General features: G+C 60.0%; 18 protein-coding genes. 12 read left to right on the top strand and 6 right to left on the bottom strand.

Translation table 11 applies throughout. The features are described 5' to 3' along the window. Window positions 1-12: 12 nt before the first annotated feature. The 4 genes from lpxA (at window position 13) to WM40_RS13245 (ending at window position 3,630) form a co-directional block, all read left to right on the top strand. Complete coding sequence (lpxA, locus tag WM40_RS29555) at window positions 13-798, top strand: acyl-ACP--UDP-N-acetylglucosamine O-acyltransferase (protein WP_024903082.1); 786 nt, start codon at window positions 13-15, stop codon at window positions 796-798. After that, window positions 798-2,003, top strand: coding sequence for a lipid-A-disaccharide synthase (lpxB, locus tag WM40_RS13255; protein WP_036009275.1), 1,206 nt, complete (start codon window positions 798-800; stop codon window positions 2,001-2,003). The genes lpxA and lpxB overlap by 1 nt, the downstream gene beginning before the upstream one ends. After that, the gene (gene rnhB, locus WM40_RS13250; RefSeq protein WP_046153056.1) at window positions 2,000-2,659 is read left to right on the top strand and encodes a ribonuclease HII; all 660 of its coding nucleotides are present in this window, start codon (window positions 2,000-2,002) and stop codon (window positions 2,657-2,659) included. The genes lpxB and rnhB overlap by 4 nt, the downstream gene beginning before the upstream one ends. 71 nt (window positions 2,660-2,730) lie before the next feature. Continuing rightward, window positions 2,731-3,630: a TrmH family RNA methyltransferase gene (locus tag WM40_RS13245; RefSeq protein WP_046153085.1), complete on the top strand. Its 900-nt coding sequence runs from the start codon at window positions 2,731-2,733 to the stop codon at window positions 3,628-3,630. Between the two features lie 100 nt (window positions 3,631-3,730). On the opposite strand, the gene ppsR is transcribed toward WM40_RS13245, so the two are convergent. Then, window positions 3,731-4,552: a posphoenolpyruvate synthetase regulatory kinase/phosphorylase PpsR gene (ppsR, locus tag WM40_RS13240; protein WP_036009366.1), complete on the bottom strand. Its 822-nt coding sequence runs from the start codon at window positions 4,550-4,552 to the stop codon at window positions 3,731-3,733. Between the two features lie 392 nt (window positions 4,553-4,944). On the opposite strand from ppsR, the gene ppsA reads away from it, so the two are divergent. The 3 genes from ppsA (at window position 4,945) to WM40_RS13225 (ending at window position 9,424) form a co-directional block, all read left to right on the top strand. Further along, window positions 4,945-7,341: a phosphoenolpyruvate synthase gene (gene ppsA, locus WM40_RS13235; RefSeq protein ID WP_024903077.1), complete on the top strand. Its 2,397-nt coding sequence runs from the start codon at window positions 4,945-4,947 to the stop codon at window positions 7,339-7,341. A 308-nt stretch (window positions 7,342-7,649) separates the two neighbouring features. Then, window positions 7,650-8,339 (top strand): NfeD family protein, encoded by a 690-nt coding sequence (locus WM40_RS13230; RefSeq protein WP_176025969.1) that lies wholly within the window; start codon window positions 7,650-7,652, stop codon window positions 8,337-8,339. 116 nt (window positions 8,340-8,455) lie between these two features. Further along, entirely contained in the window at window positions 8,456-9,424 is a 969-nt protein-coding gene (locus tag WM40_RS13225) for an SPFH domain-containing protein (RefSeq protein WP_024903075.1), read from the top strand. Window positions 9,425-9,453: 29 nt separating this feature from the next. On the opposite strand, the gene smpB is transcribed toward WM40_RS13225, so the two are convergent. Beyond that, window positions 9,454-9,900, bottom strand: coding sequence for an SsrA-binding protein SmpB (gene smpB, locus WM40_RS13220; RefSeq protein ID WP_024903074.1), 447 nt, complete (start codon window positions 9,898-9,900; stop codon window positions 9,454-9,456). A gap of 107 nt (window positions 9,901-10,007) precedes the next feature. On the opposite strand from smpB, the gene WM40_RS13215 reads away from it, so the two are divergent. Together WM40_RS13215 and WM40_RS13210 are read left to right on the top strand one after the other, a co-directional pair. After that, complete coding sequence (locus WM40_RS13215) at window positions 10,008-10,445, top strand: type II toxin-antitoxin system RatA family toxin (RefSeq protein ID WP_024903073.1); 438 nt, start codon at window positions 10,008-10,010, stop codon at window positions 10,443-10,445. Next, window positions 10,432-10,794, top strand: a complete 363-nt coding sequence (locus WM40_RS13210) for an RnfH family protein (protein ID WP_046153055.1) — start codon at window positions 10,432-10,434, stop codon at window positions 10,792-10,794. Before WM40_RS13215 ends, WM40_RS13210 begins: the two co-directional genes overlap by 14 nt. Window positions 10,795-10,847: 53 nt before the next feature. On the opposite strand, the gene WM40_RS13205 is transcribed toward WM40_RS13210, so the two are convergent. After that, the gene (locus WM40_RS13205; protein ID WP_024903071.1) at window positions 10,848-11,909 is read right to left on the bottom strand and encodes a DMT family transporter; all 1,062 of its coding nucleotides are present in this window, start codon (window positions 11,907-11,909) and stop codon (window positions 10,848-10,850) included. Window positions 11,910-12,061: 152 nt separating this feature from the next. Between WM40_RS13205 and guaB the strand changes: the two genes are divergently transcribed. From guaB to guaA, 3 genes are all read left to right on the top strand, one after another. After that, window positions 12,062-13,522 carry an IMP dehydrogenase gene (gene guaB, locus WM40_RS13200; protein ID WP_024903070.1) on the top strand — a complete coding sequence of 487 codons (1,461 nt, stop codon included), beginning with the start codon at window positions 12,062-12,064 and terminating at the stop codon, window positions 13,520-13,522. A gap of 6 nt (window positions 13,523-13,528) precedes the next feature. Continuing rightward, entirely contained in the window at window positions 13,529-14,320 is a 792-nt protein-coding gene (locus tag WM40_RS13195) for a hypothetical protein (RefSeq protein WP_024903069.1), read from the top strand. Window positions 14,321-14,499: 179 nt separating this feature from the next. After that, a complete protein-coding gene (guaA, locus tag WM40_RS13190; RefSeq protein ID WP_024903068.1) occupies window positions 14,500-16,089 on the top strand; it encodes a glutamine-hydrolyzing GMP synthase in 1,590 nt (529 codons plus the stop codon). Between the two features lie 101 nt (window positions 16,090-16,190). Here the strand turns inward: guaA and WM40_RS13185 are convergent, their stop codons facing one another. From WM40_RS13185 to WM40_RS13175, 3 genes are read right to left on the bottom strand one after another with little or no spacing between them, the layout of a single operon-like run. Next, window positions 16,191-17,075, bottom strand: a complete 885-nt coding sequence (locus tag WM40_RS13185; RefSeq protein WP_024903067.1) for an alpha/beta fold hydrolase — start codon at window positions 17,073-17,075, stop codon at window positions 16,191-16,193. 10 nt (window positions 17,076-17,085) lie between these two features. After that, window positions 17,086-17,514 (bottom strand): DMT family transporter, encoded by a 429-nt coding sequence (locus WM40_RS13180; protein ID WP_036009271.1) that lies wholly within the window; start codon window positions 17,512-17,514, stop codon window positions 17,086-17,088. 2 nt (window positions 17,515-17,516) lie between these two features. Next, entirely contained in the window at window positions 17,517-18,134 is a 618-nt protein-coding gene (locus tag WM40_RS13175) for a TetR/AcrR family transcriptional regulator (RefSeq protein ID WP_024903066.1), read from the bottom strand. Window positions 18,135-18,152 lie beyond the last annotated feature (18 nt).

The following is an 18,152-nucleotide window of genomic DNA, read 5'->3' as shown; positions in this document are numbered from 1 at the left end:
GGGCAGAGAGCCATGACTATTCATCCGACAGCGATTATCGAGGCGGGCGCGCAAATTGATTCATCGGTAACGATCGGACCCTACGCCGTAATCGGCGCGCACGTCCGCATCGGTGCGCACACCACGGTGGGATCGCATACCGTAATCGAGGGACAGACGACAATCGGCGAGGCGAACCGTATCGGGCATTTCGCCTCGGTCGGCGGGGCGCCGCAGGACATGAAGTACGCCGGTGAGCCCACGCGCTTGGAAATTGGTGACCGAAACGTGATCCGCGAGTTCACGACGATCCATACGGGCACGTCCCAGGATCAGGGCGTGACGAAAATCGGCAACGACAACTGGATCATGGCGTATGTGCATATCGCACACGACTGTGATGTGGGAAACAACGTCGTGTTTTCGAGCAATGCGCAGATCGCCGGACATGTGACGGTGGGTGACTGGGCCATTCTGGGAGGGATGTCCGGCGTGCACCAGTTCGTACGCATCGGCGCGCACGCTTTCCTGGGGGGCGCGTCCGCCTTGGTGCAGGATTTGCCGCCATTCGTCATCGCCGCGGGCGAAAAGGCCACGCCGCATGGCATCAATGTCGAGGGGCTGCGTCGCCGTGGTTTCGCGCCTGGAGAAATCAGCGCATTGCGCTCGGGCTACCGGACGTTATACAAGAGCGGTCTGTCGCTCGATGAAGCGAAGGTGCAGATCAGCGCCGATATCGACGCGTTGGACGAGGGCAAGCAACAGTTGAGCGCGTTCCTCGCATTCATCGATACGGCGAAGCGTGGCATTATCCGTTGATGGACGCTTTGGCACAGACGGCGGGTCCAGTCACACGCCAGATATCGATGGTCGCCGGTGAGGCCTCCGGTGACCTGCTGGGCGCGGCGTTGTTGCGGGGTCTTCGCGAATATGTGCCTGCGACGGATGCGTTTCCGTATGCCGTGCCGATCACCGGGGTCGGTGGTCCGAGGATGCAGGCCGAAGGTTTTGACGCATGGTGGGCGTCCGATCGCCTGGCCGTCCGTGGCTATGTGGAGGCGTTGTCGAGCATTCCCGGCATTTTGCGCATTCGACGGGCGCTAACCCAGCGGTTGCTTGCCGATCCACCGTCGGTGTTCGTGGGCATCGACGCGCCCGATTTCAATTTTTCTGTTGAGCGCACCTTGCGGCAGGCCGGCGTGCCGGTCGTGCATTTCGTCAGTCCGTCGATCTGGGCCTGGCGTGCCGGGCGTATCAAGACGGTTGCAAAAGCCGTCGATCATATGCTCTGCGTGTTCCCGTTTGAGAAAGCGATCTACGACAAAGCCGGTATCCCGGCATCGTACGTGGGTCATCCGCTCGGGACGATGATCCCGATGACGCCGGACCCCGCCGCGGCGCGTGCACGGCTGGGTCTGCCGGCGGACTGCCCGTTGATCGGCGTCATGCCGGGCAGCCGGCGTTCCGAGATCCAGCTGATCGGCCCGACGTTCTTCGCCGCAATGGCGTTGATGCACCAACGCGAGCCCGACTTGCATTTTGTCCTGCCGTCGGCATCGCCGGCGGTGCGCGCCTTGCTGGCGCCGTTGCTGGCGACCTACCCGGAGTTGCCATTGACAGTAACGGACGGCGCATCGCACGACGTCATGGAAGCGTCTGACGCGTTGCTGATCAAAAGCGGGACCTCGACGCTGGAAGCGGCGTTGTTCAAGAAGCCGATGGTGATCTCGTACAAGGTACCCTGGCTGACCGGGCAGATCATGCGTCGCCAGGGTTATCTGCCCTATGTCGGTCTGCCGAACGTGCTGGCCGGCCGATTCGTCGTGCCGGAAATCCTGCAGCATTTCGCCACGCCACAAGCGCTTGCCGACGCCACCTTGAAGCAATTGCACGACGATACGAATCGGCGAGAATTACAGGCGATTTTCACGGATATTCATGCATCGTTGCAGCGCGATACCGGTACGTTGGCGGCGGAGGCCGTGATGCACGTGGCTACGCGCACGCCGGGAGCAGTGCGATGAAGCAGGCCAAGCGCATGACGTCCCCGGTGCGATTCGCGCCGCAAGCCACGCTGTGTTTCGACGTGCCGGGGCAGTTGGCTTGCGGTGTTGATGAAGCCGGCCGTGGGCCATTGGCCGGATCGGTGGTGGCCGCCGCCGTTATTCTCGATCCCGCACGACCGATCCCCGGTCTCGACGATTCGAAAAAGTTATCCGCTAAGACCCGTGAGCGACTCTATGGCGAGATTGTCCGTGACGCACTGGCGTATTCGATCGCGGAGGCGAGTGTTGCCGAGATCGATTCGCTGAACATCCTGCAGGCGACGATGCTGGCAATGCGCCGAGCGGTGGAAGGGCTGTCGGTCACGCCGGACCTGGCCTATATCGATGGTAATCGCTGCCCTGCCATTGCCGTGCGCGCCGAGGCCGTGGTGGGTGGCGATGCATTGGTGCCGGCGATTTCGGCCGCATCGATTCTGGCCAAGGTGACCCGTGACCGGCAGTTGGCGATGTTGCACGTGGCGCACCCGCACTATGGTTTCGATGCGCATATGGGCTATGGCACGACCCAGCATCTGGCCGCGCTGGCCAAGCACGGGCCGTGTGTGCATCATCGCCGGTCCTTCGCGCCGGTGCGCGAGGCGTGGGCGCGCATCGAGGCCGGATCCGCGCTGTGACGACTTCCGAATCTCGTTCCGCATTGCCGGTCGTGCAATCGCGTTCGAACCCGCTGTTCAAGCGCTTGCGGATGCTGGCCGGCGCGGCGCAAAAGCAGCGCCGTGAAGGCGTGGCAATTCTTGAAGGCGTGCATCTGGCGGATGCGTATTTGCAAGCACTGCGCTCGGGCACCCCGGCGGTTACCACCACCAATGAAGCGTCGCGACATGCCACGGCGCGTGAGGCGATGGCGCTGGAACAGGTCGTGGTATCGCAGTCGGCCGCCTTCCGTGACGATATTCAGGGCATTCTGGCGCGAATTCAGACGGTATGGTCTGACCGGGTGACGATCTTCGATGACGCGCTGTTCGAGCAAGTCTCCCCGGTCACTGATGGTGGGGTAGGCATCCTGTTACTGATTGCCGCACCGCACACGACTCTGTCCGCGTCGTACGGGGACGCATCCCCACAGGCTAGGTCGGTTGAGGGAAGTACCCATGCCTTGCTGGCGGGGGGGGCGGATGGGGCAACGATTACGGAAAATTGCGTCATCCTGGATGGCGTGCAGGATGCTGGCAATGTCGGATCGATATTGCGCAGTGCGGCAGCGGCGGGGGTGACGCTGGCATTTTGCCTGCCGGGCACCGCGACGGTCTGGTCGACGAAGGTATTGCGCGCGGCGATGGGGGCGCACTTCGTGATGCGTATCGTCGAGCAGGTCCCGCCGGAAGGGTTGGCCCCGTTGCTGGGCATACCGATTGTCGTCACGGATTTGCACGGTGCGGCATCACTTTATGACACCAATCTACGCCGGCCGCTGGCGTGGGTGATGGGGAATGAGGGAGCGGGCGTTTCCCCTTTCTGGCGCGAGCGTGCCGACCTGCGCGTGACGATTCCGCAGTCTGGTCGAATTGAATCACTGAATGTTGCCGCGGCCGCGGCGGTATGCCTGTTCGAACAGACACGCCAACAGCGGAGCGCCGCGCAATAAATCAGCGGCGCGGACGTTGGCGGACGGAAATGATCAAAAAGCCTGGAATGGAAGTGATATCGCTTCTATTCCAGGCTTTTTTTGCAATGCGGAGCGTTGGTCAATACACTGCGCGATCGATCTTGATTTCCTGGAGCACGGTCGTTGCGATCTCCTCGATCGACTTGTGTGTCGACGAGAGCCACCGGATGCCTTCGCGGCGCATCAGGTCCTCGGCTTCATTGATTTCGTATCGGCAGTTCTCTAGCGCAGCGTACTTGCTCCCCGGACGGCGCTGGTTGCGGATCTCGGAGAGTCGGGCGGGTTCGATCGACAAGCCGAACAACTTCGACTTGAATTCGGCCAACCCGGATGGCAGTTTGCGACGTTCGAAATCCTCGGGGATCAGCGGATAGTTCGCCGCCTTGACCCCGTATTGCATGGCCAGGTATAGCGTGGTCGGCGTCTTGCCGCAGCGCGACACACCCACCAGGATGACATCGGCTTCCGCGAGATTGCGATTCGACTGGCCATCGTCATGTTCGAGCGAGAAGTTGATTGCCTCGATGCGATTCTTGTATTCATCGGAATCGGCCTTTTTATGGCCGCGCCCGATTTCATGACTGGACTTGACGCCCAGTTCATTTTCAAGCGGTTCGACGAAAGTCTGGAACATGTCCAGCACCAACGCATTGGCCCCTTTGAGAATGGCATTTGAGACACTGTCGACCAGTGTCGTAAAGACAATGGGAGAGGTGCCGTCTGCCGCTCTTGCATTATTGATCGCCCGTGCGGCCGCGGTCGCTTTGTCGGCGTCGTCGACAAAGGGCATGCGTACGAGCCTGAATTTCAGGTCGAACTGCGAAAGGATCGAGTGCGCGAAGGTCTCGGCGGTGATGCCGGTGCCGTCGGACACCACATAGACGGTGGGCGGAGTAGTCAAGGCGGATTGACCCGAAAGAACAATGGAAAAGTCGCGATGCAACGCATCGCGCGCCGGTGAACAATCCCACCAAAGTGCCGTCTTGCGGGTCTGGGCATCTTCCCGATACAGGCGGCACGCAGTTGGGTAGTGGCCACGGTAGAATAGCACGGTACAATGGTCTCTCCGCCCCCGAAACCGGGCGGCGTCGAGTGCGTTCGATAAGCGATTGCAAAGGGCATGGTGCTGGACAAGGCCGTGTGCGACCGTTTATCCAACTGCTTGACGATGCGCGAGTTTTCGCAGCCTGGGCAAGTATTGTGCGGTTGATGCCGCCGGTGTCTTGTCCGTGGCGCGGTCTCGCCAGTCCCGAATCGGCAAGTGAAGATTTTTTTTACTTTAGGGGCTGTAACATGACGCAAACCACTCAACAAGGAGCGTTAGACGCACTGGTTGTCCCGTTTGAACAACTACGAAAAGAAGATGTCGACACCGTCGGCGGCAAGAACTCGTCCCTTGGCGAGATGATCAGCCAGCTCGCGGATGCGGGCGTCAGCGTGCCGACGGGTTTTGCGACGACGGCGCAGGCTTTCCGTGACTTCCTGCACTTCAATAATCTGACGGCGCGTATTGCGGACAAGCTGATTGGCCTCGACGTCGACAACGTCAAGACGCTGGCCGAGTCCGGCAAGCAGATCCGTCAATGGATCATCGATGCACCGCTGCAGCCGGAACTTGAAAAGGAGATCCGCGAGCAATACGACGTCTTGACGCGTAGCTCGCCGAACGAACTGTCTTTCGCGGTGCGGTCGTCGGCTACCGCCGAGGACTTGCCGGATGCGTCGTTTGCCGGTCAGCAGGAAAGCTATCTGAATGTCGAGGGGATCGACAATGTTCTGGTCGCGATCAAGCAGGTGTTTGCATCGCTCTATAACGACCGCGCGATTTCCTACCGCGTCCATAAAGGATTCGAACATGCCGAGGTGGCCTTGTCGGCCGGCGTGCAGCGGATGGTGCGTTCGGACGTCGGCGCTTCCGGCGTGATGTTCACGCTGGATACGGAGTCCGGTTTCCGCGACGCCGTGTTCATTACGTCGAGCTACGGCTTGGGCGAAACCGTCGTGCAGGGTGCGGTGAATCCCGATGAATTCTATGTGTTCAAGAAGACGTTGGCGGACGGCAAGTATCCGATCATTCGTCGTTCGATCGGTTCCAAGCTGATCAAGATGGAATTCACGCAAGCCGGTGAGGAAGGTCGCGTGAAGACGGTCGACGTGTCGAGCGATCAACGTAACCGCTTCTCGATCTCCGACGAGGACGTGATTCAGCTTGCGAAGTATGCGGTGATCATCGAGAAGCACTATGGCCGTCCGATGGACATCGAGTGGGGCAAGGATGGTCGCGACGGCAAGATCTTCATCCTTCAGGCCCGTCCGGAAACGGTAAAGAGCCAGTCGGCGGGCAAGGTCGAGCATCGCTTCAAGCTTAAGGGCCAGGCACCCGTGCTGGCGACAGGGCGCGCGATTGGTCAGCGGATTGGCGCGGGCACCGTGCGTGTTGTTCGTGATGCGGCGGAAATGGATCGTGTGCAGCCCGGCGATGTGCTCGTCGCGGATATGACCGACCCGAATTGGGAACCGGTGATGAAGCGCGCGGCTGCAATTGTCACGAACCGGGGCGGCCGGACCTGCCACGCGGCGATCATCGCGCGTGAACTGGGCGTGCCGGCCGTGGTGGGATGCGGCAATGCGACCGACGTGCTGAAGGATGGCGCGCTGGTGACGGTGTCCTGTGCTGAAGGTGACGAAGGCAAGATCTATGACGGCATGCTTGAAGCCGAAGTGACGGAAGTCGAGCGTGGCGAGCTGCCCGAGATTCCGGTCAAGGTCATGATGAACGTCGGGAATCCGCAACTGGCGTTTGATTTCAGCCAATTGCCGAACAAGGGCGTAGGTCTCGCGCGGCTCGAATTCATCATAAACAACAATATCGGCGTTCATCCGAAGGCGATTCTCGATTATCCGAACATCGATGCGGACCTGAAGAAGGCGGTGGAAAGCGTGGCGCGCGGTCATGCATCGCCGCGCGCTTTCTACATCGACAAGCTGACGGAAGGCATCGCGACGATTGGCGCGGCGTTTTACCCGAAGCCCGTTATCGTGCGACTGTCCGACTTCAAGTCGAACGAGTACAAGAAGCTGATCGGTGGAACGCGCTATGAGCCGGACGAGGAAAACCCGATGTTGGGTTTCCGTGGCGCGTCGCGTTACGTCTCGGAATCTTTCGCGGAAGCGTTCGAGATGGAGTGCCGTGCGTTGAAGCGGGTCCGCGAGGACATGGGCCTGACCAACGTCGAGATCATGGTGCCGTTTGTGCGGACGCTGGGTCAGGCCAAGGCGGTGGTGGACCTGTTGGCGAAGTACGGTTTGAAGCGCGGCGAGAACGGTCTGCGTCTGATCATGATGTGCGAAGTCCCGTCGAACGCGATTCTGGCGGAACAGTTCCTCGAGCATTTTGATGGGTTCTCGATCGGTTCGAACGATCTGACGCAGCTGACGTTGGGGCTGGACCGCGACTCGGGTCTGGAGTTGTTGGCAAAGGACTTCGACGAACGTGACCCGGCCCTGCAGTTCTTGTTGAAGCGTGCGATTGATGCGTGCAAGAAGCAGGGCAAGTATGTGGGTATCTGCGGTCAGGGTCCGTCCGACCATCCGGATTTCGCGCAGTGGCTCGCCGATGAAGGTATTGCCTCCATCTCGCTCAACCCGGATACCGTAATCGACACCTGGAAGGCACTGGCGACGAAGTAACGTCCGTGGTTGCGTCGCGGTAAGCGCGACGTCTGCACGTGGCGGGTCTCCCGAACACACCCCGGTACTGCGCGGCTGGTCTGCGGCGTGCCGGGGTGTTTTTTTATGTCCTGATCATGGCAAGGACGGACGTCGATATCGCGGAAGTCGATTGATCTTCAAGGCTCCGAGGTGTAGGGCGAGCCATCACCTATCGGTCGTTCAAGCATTCGCGCAAGAGAATGAAAGATTGCAGACGCAATGATGTTATTGTCCTATCGCGCGCCTAATGGCGATAAGGTGCGTGATTGACGTAATGGAGTATGGGCATGACGGAAAGCGTATTACCGTGGGTATGGTGGGCTGCGGCAGCAGTATTGGTCGTCGCCGAGATGTTGACCGGGACGTTTTACTTGCTGATGATCGCCGTCGGCCTCGCGGCGGCAGGCATCGCGCATCTCCTGGGTACGTCGCCGGCCGTCCAGATATGCACTGCGGCGCTTCTGGCCTTGGTGTTGCTGGTAGTCTTGCATCGTCGCCGGATGTCGCATGCACGCGCTGCGTTGGTGCGTGCGAGTGCTGAAGAACCTGATGCTGTTGGTGCCATGTGGAGCGCCGCGTCCCGCGATACGTCGATGAACGCGGACGGGTGTGCATCGCCGGGAGTTGATGGCGTTTCATCTGGTGCTGCCTCGCAATTGCTTGATATCGGCGCGGAAGTCGATGTCTTGCAGTGGGAGTCCGGCAACAGGACGCGTGTGCGGTATCGCGGTACCGAATGGCACGCCGTGGCGGAAGTAGCGTCGTTGTCATTGATGCCCGGTCGATACCGGATCGTGGGAATGGACGGCATTCGTCTTGTATTACGGGCTGTGGTGGAATCTGTCCCCGCTGCCGTTTCCGCCGCGGCGCTCGCTCCCAATAACGCATCCGGGTCGTTTGTCGGGCAATCGCCGGCAACCGCTGCATCGGCGTCATCGCCACAAACCACACCATCGACGCAAACGGATACGCCGTAATGGCGCACCGTTCAGCTTATATGTGCAACTAACAGGCTGTTCTCGTGGGAAGGCAAAATCGGCAAGCGTCGAACCCGACCCGATAATGCGAGGGCAGCCGAATAACAGGGGGAAGCATGGCCGGAAATCTCGTCGCACTGATTTTATTGTTCGTGGTCGTTGTCATTGTGGCGCGCGCCGTCAAGATCGTGCCGCAGCAGCATGCATGGGTCATCGAACGGCTTGGCAAGTATCACGCCACGTTGTCGCCGGGTTTGACGGTCGTGATCCCGTTCATCGACCGCGTTGCCTATAAGCATGTGTTGAAGGAAATCGCACTCGATGTGCCGCCCCAGGTCTGCATTACCCGGGACAACACGCAATTGCAGGTAGATGGCGTGCTGTATTTCCAGGTGACGGACGCGATGAAAGCGTCGTACGGATCAGCCAACTTCGTCATGGCCATTACCCAGTTGTCGCAGACCACGCTGCGTTCCGTGATCGGGAAGCTGGAGCTGGACAAGACGTTCGAGGAACGCGAGTCGATTAATCGCGGTGTTGTCGATTCGCTGGATGAAGCAGCGGCGAATTGGGGGGTCAAGGTCTTGCGCTACGAGATCAAGGATTTGACGCCGCCGCAAGAGATCCTGCGCGCGATGCAGTCGCAGATCACCGCGGAGCGGGAGAAGCGTGCATTGATCGCCGCATCCGAAGGGCGGCGTCAGGAGCAGATCAATCTTGCCGATGGTTCACGTCAGGCCGCCATCCAGCAGTCCGAGGGAGAACGTCAGGCGGCGATGAACCGGGCCGAAGGCGAAGCGCAGGCGATTCTCGCCGTTGCTCGTGCGAATGCTGAGGCGATTCAGACCGTGGCGGTAGCGATGCAGACCGAGGGAGGACTGGAGGCCGTCAATATGAAAGTGGCGGAACAGTACGTTGCGGCGTTTGGGAATCTCGCCAAGACCGGCAACACCTTGATCGTGCCCGGCAATATGGCCGATATGGGCACGATGATCGCTTCGGCGCTGCAGATCGTGCAAAGCGGCCCGGGAAAGGGCGCCGCTAACCTCACGCCCACCGGCTTCGGTGGGAGCGCGCCGCGGTAAGCTGCCTACGAAGCGACGCCGCGACAGAATCAGGAAGAGGTCCGCACGATGCGGGCCTTTTCACGTTCCCAGTCACGCTTCTTCTCGGTTTCCCGCTTGTCATGCTGCTTTTTGCCTTTTGCCAGGCCGATATCGCACTTGATCAGGCCGCGCGCGAAGTGCAAGTTCAGAGGCACCAGCGTGTAGCCGCGCTGCTGGACCTTGCCGATCAGCTTCCTGATCTCCGTACCGTGTAGCAATAGCTTGCGTAAGCGCGTCTGGTCAGGATTGACGTGGGTGGACGCGGAGCCCAGCGGGCTGATGTGCGCGCCGAGTAGCCACAGCTCCTCGTCGCGAATCACCACGTAGCCTTCCTTGATTTGCGCCCGGCCCGCGCGAATGGCTTTGACTTCCCAGCCCTCCAGTACGATCCCGGCCTCATAGCGCTCTTCGATAAAGTAATCGAAATGCGCGCGTTTGTTTTCTGCAATGCTCATTATGGGCGCGTCACCGTTTGATCCGGCCAAGTCGGATAAAATGACATTCTAGCAAAACGCTTGCGCGCCATCGCCCGATTGCCGCGGCATCTTTCGTATCACCTCCTATGGCCGACGTACAGAAAACGCTTCTTATCCGGTACTCCGCCGCCCAGATGTTCGATCTCGTCACGGACGTCGCCGACTATCCCAACTTCCTCCCATGGTGTGGCGGCTCGGAAGTGCTGCATTCCGACGATACGTCGATGGATGCGCGCATCCTGATCAACTTCAAAGGGGTCAAGCAGCAGTTTGCCACGCACAACGAGCATCAGCGGCCCACCCGGATCGATATGGTGTTTCGCGAGGGCCCTTTCAAGAATTTTACTGGGAGTTGGCGCTTCACGCCGCTTCGAGAGGATGCCTGCAAGATCGAATTCGCACTGCACTACGAATTTTCGAATTTCATCGTGGAGAAGATTATCGGGCCAGTCTTCAATATGATCGCAAACACGTTTGTCGACTCCTTCGTCAAACGCGCCGAGACCCGTTATGGTAAGCGCTGAGCCGACCGACGTTGTCGCGGACGGACATCTTCGCGTGCAGATTTGCTATCTGGCGCCGGGCGTGCAGGTTTTACTGCCGGTCGTGGTGCCCGCATGCGCGACTGTACGCGATGCGGTGACGCAAAGTGGGGTGCTGGATGCCCATCCGGAAATCGACATCAGTACGCAGAAGGTCGGCATTTACGGCAAGGTGCGTGCATTGGACGAGGTCGTCCAGGCGGGGGATCGTATCGAGATTTATCGGCCGTTGACCGTCGATCCGAAAGTGGCGCGGGCGCGGCGTGTCGCCAAGACACGTCGCGCCGGTAGCCGCGAGGGCCGTAAGTGGGTGACGAAGGAACATCGCTGAAACTGCGCGCCGGTGGTCGCCGGCGCGCGGGTTCGCGGTAAGCGTGCCCGGGGTCAATCCGCCTGGGTTGGCGTGGGCGATTGTCGTTGGCCGGGCGCGTGCAACCGTACTGACCACATCACGCCAATGACCAGTAATACGATGGCCGCGATCTCCAGGAGTCGTGGCAATCGCTGCGCGTGGATGAAGCCATAGAGCAGCGCGAACAGCGTCTCGAATACGATCATCTGTCCCGACAGCGTCAGCGGTAGGCGGCGCGCCGCGGCATTCCATAGCGTATTGCCCATCCATGAAGCGCCCACGGCCAATGCGATATTGACGGACCAGAAGACGATCTGCCGGTCGAATGGCGCGTGGTGGATGCCCAACACATTGCCGTAAGGCAATGGTAGGTAAAGCAAGACTGCCAGGACGGCCCAGATCATGAGTGCCATCACGCCGCTTACCAGGCCTTGCAAGCCGGCCCATTCGGCGTTCGTGAACGTGGGATGGGCGTCCAGGCCACGCGCGTTACCCACCGCATACCAGGTCCATGCGGCCAGCGCGCCGACCGCCGCGCTGATGCCGAGTACCGCTTCGTGCCAGTCGCCACTGCTGCCCTCGGATGTCGCGGCGGCGTGGCCCGAGAAAACGTCCGCGTTGATGCAGGCGATGCCCACCAGGATCAGCAACAATGCCGGCGCTAGATCGCGTAATCGCGGCCCGTGGAGCCCCGGCCCCGCATCCTGTAGTCCATGGCTGTCGCCGGGCGCGGCGATGTCGCGTCCGCGCGCGCCGAGCAGCGTAATGGTCACCGGCAGGGTGCCGATGATCAATGACGCGGCTGCCACGCCGACGTTCTGGACGGCGGCACTGAGGAGCACGTAGTAGACGAGGTTGCCGATCAGGGCTAGACGGGTGGCCAGCCACCAATGCTCGGGACGTGTCTTGCGAAGCAGGGCCAGCGCCGATGTACGACCGGACAGCAGCATCGCCAGGAGCGACACGACACCATAGCAAAGGTACCGTCCGGCGCTCAGTTCGATGGTCGTGAAGTCCGGGACAATGGCAGGCGCGAGGAAAACCAGGCCCCATAGTGCCCCGGAACCCACGCCACAGGCCAGACCGCCTCGCATCGACTTCTCCATCCGATACTGCTCCAACGTGTCAACAAACGGCTACAAAATACCGCGAGAATAGCATGGCCGCCCGGGCTTCCCGATCCCGCCCCCATTTCCCGACGCCTCGGAAGCGCGTATAATCTGCTTTTGCGCCTATAGGATTTGCCATGCGTCTGATCCAAACCGCACTCACGTTCGATGATGTGCTTCTTGTTCCGGCGTTCTCGAACGTCCTGCCGACCGACACGGTCCTCAAAACCCGACTGACCCGCAACATCGCCCTGAACATCCCGTTGGTATCCGCGGCGATGGACACGGTCACGGAAGGCCGCCTGGCGATTGCCATGGCGCAATCGGGCGGCATCGGTATCGTTCACAAGAATCTCACTGCCGCGGAGCAAGCACGTGAAGTATCGCGTGTGAAGCGGTATGAATCCGGCGTCGTGCGTGACCCCATCACCGTCACTGGCGACATGCGCGTGCGCGATGTGCTGGAACTGTCCCGCCTGCATGGCATTTCTGGTTTTCCGGTGGTAGAAGGGTCGACGGTCATCGGCATCGTGACGAATCGCGACCTGCGTTTCGAGCCACGCCTGGACGTGGAGGTCCGGACGGTGATGACACCGCGTGAGCGTCTGATTACCGTCAAGGAAGGCGCGTCGCTGGCGGAAGCGAAGGAATTGATGCACTCGAACCGCCTGGAGCGCGTGCTGGTGATCAATGACGCGTTCGAATTGCGCGGCCTGATGACGGTCAAAGACATTCTGAAGGCCACGGAACATCCTGCCGCGAGCAAGGATGACCAGGGCAAGCTACGCGTGGGCGCGGCTGTTGGCGTGGGCAAGGACGCCGAGGAGCGTGTCGAGGCGCTGGTGAAGGCGGGTGTCGACGTGATCGTGGTCGATACGGCGCATGGCCATAGCCAGGGCGTGCTGGACCGGGTCAAATGGATCAAGCGCAATTACGACGGCGTGGAAGTCATCGGCGGTAATATCGCCACGGCGGCTGCGGCGCGGGCGCTGGTCGAGTATGGCGCGGACGGCGTCAAGGTCGGGATCGGTCCGGGATCAATCTGCACGACGCGGATCGTGGCAGGTGTAGGCGTGCCGCAGATCACGGCCATTGCTAATGTTGCCGAAGCGTTGAAGGGCACCGGGGTGCCACTGATCGGTGATGGTGGTGTGCGCTATTCGGGTGACGTCTCGAAGGCGCTGGCCGCTGGCGCGAATGCGGTGATGATGGGTGGGATGTTCGCAGGCACCGAAGAAGCACCGGGCGACGTGTTCCTGTATCAAGGCCGTTCGTTCAAGTCGTATCGTGGCATGGGTTCCGTCGGCGCGATGAAGGATGGCGCCGCCGATCGCTATTTCCAGGACAGCTCGGCAAACATCGAGAAGTTGGTGCCGGAAGGGATCGAAGGACGCGTCCCGTACAAGGGTGCATTGACCCCGATCCTGTTCCAACTGACGGGCGGCATTCGTTCAAGCATGGGGTATTGCGGCTGCCGGACGATCGACGAGTTGCACGAAAAATCGGAATTCGTCCAGATCACGTCGGCCGGTATTCGTGAATCGCATGTGCATGATGTGCAGATCACGAAAGAAGCGCCTAACTATCAGATGGAGTAATCGGCGATGAAGCCCTTGCTACGGACGTTCCTCGCGATCAACGCGGTAACTGTCGCGTTGCTCGGGCTATTTTTTCTGATGACACCTTGGTTGGCGGTGTCCGCGCCGCTCGCGCCGCTTGCCAGTTCTCCGGCGCTGATCGGGCAATTGCTGGGCGTGTTGCTTCTGGGTTTTACCTGGATGTTGTTGGCCGGCATGATCCGCGGGTCTGCCACTGCGACGATCGGTTGGGTCTCGGGGCACATCCTTTGGCTTGCCGGCGCCACGGTATTGATCTGGCAGCTTACCTATCATCAGCCGGTGCTGGAGCCGGGGCCGGCGTTTGTCGTACCCGCCTACGCCGTATTGGTTATCTTGCTTGGTTTGATTCAGGCGCGTCTGGCTTCGATGGTCGGTCGTCGCGAACGCCGTGACCTGTCCGAGGCACGGTCTGCGTCGCGTGAGGCACTTAGGCGTCAACGCGCGGCGGAGTCGAGCGATGGCCATCCCTCGGGAAGCCGTTTCGGCGGCATGACCGAGCAGGGAGGGACACCGATGTTTTACGGTTCTCCGCGTGCGGTCTACGGGGCGGTCGATCGGGATCCGTATATCGGTACACCGCCTGCGGCAGCTTCACGGGATACAACGGCCAATCCTTTTGCCGAAGAAGTAGGAACGGTTCGCGCGACGCGTACTGTCGATATTCCGACACAAGAGGATCGGCATGCACTGGTCGAGGGGGGGACGTTGCCGCCATCGACACCAGGAACCCCGGCGTCCGAAGCGCCAGTCACACGGCCGGTGCCGCCGTCGTTCTAGCCAATGGTTGCGCGATCGCAGCATGCCAGCCATCGGCGGCCAGGCGCGAACCGATGACGCCAATGGCATGCCGGCGCGCAAGTGCGCGTTGGACAAGATTCAACGCGTGGCGTGAAAACGCGACGCGAGTAGCGCTCCTATAACATTCCAATTCAGCGCATGGTCACATGCGAGCCACGATGCACGACAAGATCCTTATTCTCGATTTCGGTTCCCAGGTTACGCAACTGATTGCCCGCCGTGTGCGTGAAGCGCAGGTCTATTCGGAAATCCATCCGTATGACGTGAGCGAGGCTTTCATTCGCGAATTTGCGCCGAAGGGCATCATTCTGTCCGGAGGCCCGAGCTCGGTTACCGAAGGCGATACGCCGCGTGTACCGGATGCGGTTTTTACGGTGGGCGTGCCGGTGTTCGGGATCTGTTACGGCATGCAGGCAATGGCCGAGCAGTTGGGCGGCAAGGTCCAGAGCAGCAATACGCGCGAGTTTGGTTACGCGGCGGTGCGCGCACACGGGCATACGAAATTGCTGGAGGGCATCCAGGATTACGCGACCGCGGAAGGTCACGGCATGCTGGATGTATGGATGAGCCATGGTGACAAGGTAGAAGCGTTGCCGGACGGGTTCAAGTTGATGGCCTCCACGCCGTCCTGTCCGATCGCCGCGATGGCGAACGAGGACAAGGGTTACTACGCGGTGCAGTTCCACCCTGAAGTCACGCATACGAAGCAGGGTACGTCGATCTTGCGCCGTTTCGTACTGGATATCTGCGGGGCGAAGGCCGATTGGGAGATGGGTAATTACGTCTCGGAAGCGGTCGAGAAGATCCGCGCGCAGGTAGGTGACGAGCAGGTGATCCTGGGCTTGTCCGGTGGGGTGGATTCATCGGTCGCTGCTGCGTTGCTGCACCAGGCAATCGGCGATCAACTGACCTGCGTGTTCGTCGATCATGGCTTGCTGCGCTTGAATGAGGCAGAGCAGGTGATGAAGACGTTCGCGGACAATCTTGGCGTGAAGGTCATTCATGTGGACGCAAGCGCGGATTTTCTTGGCAAGCTCGCGGGCGTCAGTGACCCGGAAGCGAAGCGGAAGATCATTGGTCGCGAGTTCGTCGAGGTATTCAAGGCAGAGTCCGCTAAGCTGACGTCGGCAAAGTGGTTGGCGCAAGGCACGATCTATCCGGATGTTATTGAATCCGCGGGGCACGGCAAGAAAGGCGCGGCAAAGATCAAGAGTCACCACAACGTCGGTGGTCTGCCGGAAGACATGCATTTGAAGCTGGTCGAGCCGTTGCGCGAGCTGTTCAAGGACGAAGTGCGGGCGCTGGGCATCGAGCTGGGATTGCCGCACGACATGGTGTATCGCCATCCGTTCCCAGGGCCCGGTCTGGGCGTGCGTATCCTGGGCGAGGTGAAGCGCGAGTTCGCGGACCTGCTGCGCCATGCGGATGCGATCTTTATCGAGACGCTGCGTGATCCGCGTTTTGCTTGTGAGAAGACCGGCAAGACATGGTACGAGTTGACCAGCCAGGCATTCGCCGTGTTCCTGCCGGTGAAGAGTGTCGGCGTGATGGGCGACGGGCGGACGTATGACTACGTTGTGGCATTGCGCGCCGTGCAAACGCAGGACTTCATGACCGCCCACTGGGCCCACCTGCCGCATGACCTGCTTGGGCATGTGTCGAACCGCATTATCAATGAAGTGCGGGGGATTAATCGCGTGGTGTACGACATTTCAGGGAAGCCACCGGCGACGATCGAGTGGGAGTGAGGGAATTTTAAATAACTGATTTTTAATGTTATTTAATTTGGTCGTTGATCGTTCAACTCGAATGATCAACGACTTTTTTGCTCAACGGTAGTCCGCCCACGTTATTGAAAGAAGTGCGCCAACGCATTAGCGACGGCTTCTGGTTGCTCTTCAGGCTGGAAGTGTCCGCAGGCCGCGATTGTCTCGCTGTGCACGTTGTCCCCATACGGTCGAAGGGTTGCTGCCATGTCTGGAATGGAGCCTTGATCCGCGGACAGTCCCAAAACAGGCATGATCAATCGCGCCGTTTGCGCCAGAGCCTTGTTCTGTGTCGCCGATTCCGACAAGGACCGATAAAAAGCCAGTCCCGCGCGTAAGCCACCAGGTGCTTTAAGCAGGCGCTCATACTCGGTGATTTCAACGTCACCATAGCAGGCAGGATTGGCGGTCTTCTCTCTGAAGAACCACTCGAGGTAGATTCGTTCACGACCCTGGAGCAGGGATTCGGGCAGGTCCGCAACGGCATGGAATGAGAAGTGCCAGGTCTTCCATGACTTACTGGAAGACGAAGGCAGCATTTCCGGAAGCGATACACCTGGAATACCGGAATCCATGAGGCTTAGCGCGCGGATTTCATCCCCGAACATCATCGCATAGGGAAAGGCGACCCAGGCCCCCACATCGTGTGCCGCAAGGTAATAACGGTCTAAGCCGAGGGAGGCAACAAAGTCGTGCAAGCGCTGGGCGACCGTTTGCGTGTCGTAGCCCGATAGCGGTTTGTCGCTGTCACCTTGCCCAGGTAAGTCGATGGCGACAATCCGGTACCGATTAACGAGGTGTGCCATGACGTGACGCCAAGCAAACCAGCTTTCGGGAAATCCAGCCAGGAGAACCAGGGCAGGGCCATTTGCCAGTCCCCCTGTTACATAGTGAAACCGCAGATCATTCACCCGACCAAACTGATGGGTAAAACCTAAGGGAGCATCCGGAAGCATCAGAGACGGCATCTTGAAAATCCTAACGAATGAGAGCCGCACCTGCCAACACCAGAACCGCGGCAATGGCACGTTGCAGGGTAATCGGTTGCGCTGATACACCAAACAAGCCAAAGCAATCGAGCGCAATCGAAAAGGCGACTTGGCCAGCAACCACGAAAGCCACCATTGCGGCTGCGCCAAGGCGAGGGGTGCAGGCGGCGACGCCTGCCAACGTAATGACGCCGCAGAAACCGCCGAGCCATGCCCAGACGGGTAGCGTTTGTAAGTGTGTCCCTCGCGGTATTGAGCCCGTGAGGCTAAATCCGACGGCGCTTAAAGCGATCGACGAAATGATTGCTGACACCATGGCTCCCCAAATTGGCGAGCCGAGTGCATTGCCCATGCGTGCATTAAAAATCGCTTGCAACGGCAGCATTGCACCGGCAAGCAGAGCGATGATGACGTACATGACTATTCCAGCAGCTTCAACGCCCGACGCACGAAAGCCTCTCCATCGTCAGTGAGCGTTGATGCCTTGGCCACGACACGCATACCTTGCAGCAGCGCGAGGAGCACCCCAGCCGCTGCGCGGCAGTCGATGTGCGCGGGGATCGATTCATCATGGCATCCCTCCATAATCAACGCTTCGAGCATCGCCCTGCGCCGGTCCAGTTGGCGACTCAGCACCTCCGACGCAGCGCCAAGTTGCTCCAGATCGATGACGCCGGCGACAACCATGCAGCCGAGCTTGCCGTCCTTGCCCTGGCTCAACGCGACATAAGCGCGTAGCAGTTCGGCAATCTTGCTCTTCCCGTCTTTCGCTTGATCGAGTCTTTCGCGAAGGCTCACTTCTCGTTGTTCGATATAGCGGGCCAACGCTTTAGCGAAGAGACCTTCTTTGTCTTTGTAGGCCTTGTACAGACTTCCTGCCGTCAGCCCTGTCGCGTGGGTGATGTCACTGATGCTTACGCCACTGAAGCTGCGACGGCGAAATAGCATGATCGCCGCATCGAGAAAAGGCACTTCGTCGAATTCACGGGGCCTGCCTCGGGGCCGCCGTGTTGAACTGTCATCGGAAAGGGTGGGCATGATCCATATATATTGGAA

Source organism: Robbsia andropogonis (genome assembly GCF_000970345.1).
In the GTDB taxonomy this organism is placed as follows: domain Bacteria; phylum Pseudomonadota; class Gammaproteobacteria; order Burkholderiales; family Burkholderiaceae; genus Robbsia; species Robbsia andropogonis.
This window is presented reverse-complemented; position numbering and strand designations above follow the sequence as displayed.

Bases quoted from the DNA above. Each gene is read 5' to 3' on its own strand.
- lpxA (WP_024903082.1), top strand. From the start codon at position 13: ATGACTATTCATCCGACAGCGATTATCGAGGCGGGCGCGCAAATTGAT.
- lpxB (WP_036009275.1), top strand. From the start codon at position 798: ATGGACGCTTTGGCACAGACGGCGGGTCCAGTCACACGCCAGATATCG.
- rnhB (WP_046153056.1), top strand. From the start codon at position 2,000: ATGAAGCAGGCCAAGCGCATGACGTCCCCGGTGCGATTCGCGCCGCAA.
- WM40_RS13245 (WP_046153085.1), top strand. From the start codon at position 2,731: ATGCTGGCCGGCGCGGCGCAAAAGCAGCGCCGTGAAGGCGTGGCAATT.
- ppsA (WP_024903077.1), top strand. From the start codon at position 4,945: ATGACGCAAACCACTCAACAAGGAGCGTTAGACGCACTGGTTGTCCCG.
- WM40_RS13230 (WP_176025969.1), top strand. From the start codon at position 7,650: ATGACGGAAAGCGTATTACCGTGGGTATGGTGGGCTGCGGCAGCAGTA.
- WM40_RS13225 (WP_024903075.1), top strand. From the start codon at position 8,456: ATGGCCGGAAATCTCGTCGCACTGATTTTATTGTTCGTGGTCGTTGTC.
- smpB (WP_024903074.1), bottom strand. From the start codon at position 9,900: ATGAGCATTGCAGAAAACAAACGCGCGCATTTCGATTACTTTATCGAA.
- WM40_RS13215 (WP_024903073.1), top strand. From the start codon at position 10,008: ATGGCCGACGTACAGAAAACGCTTCTTATCCGGTACTCCGCCGCCCAG.
- WM40_RS13210 (WP_046153055.1), top strand. From the start codon at position 10,432: ATGGTAAGCGCTGAGCCGACCGACGTTGTCGCGGACGGACATCTTCGC.
- WM40_RS13205 (WP_024903071.1), bottom strand. From the start codon at position 11,909: ATGCGAGGCGGTCTGGCCTGTGGCGTGGGTTCCGGGGCACTATGGGGC.
- guaB (WP_024903070.1), top strand. From the start codon at position 12,062: ATGCGTCTGATCCAAACCGCACTCACGTTCGATGATGTGCTTCTTGTT.
- WM40_RS13195 (WP_024903069.1), top strand. From the start codon at position 13,529: ATGAAGCCCTTGCTACGGACGTTCCTCGCGATCAACGCGGTAACTGTC.
- guaA (WP_024903068.1), top strand. From the start codon at position 14,500: ATGCACGACAAGATCCTTATTCTCGATTTCGGTTCCCAGGTTACGCAA.
- WM40_RS13185 (WP_024903067.1), bottom strand. From the start codon at position 17,075: ATGCCGTCTCTGATGCTTCCGGATGCTCCCTTAGGTTTTACCCATCAG.
- WM40_RS13180 (WP_036009271.1), bottom strand. From the start codon at position 17,514: ATGTACGTCATCATCGCTCTGCTTGCCGGTGCAATGCTGCCGTTGCAA.
- WM40_RS13175 (WP_024903066.1), bottom strand. From the start codon at position 18,134: ATGCCCACCCTTTCCGATGACAGTTCAACACGGCGGCCCCGAGGCAGG.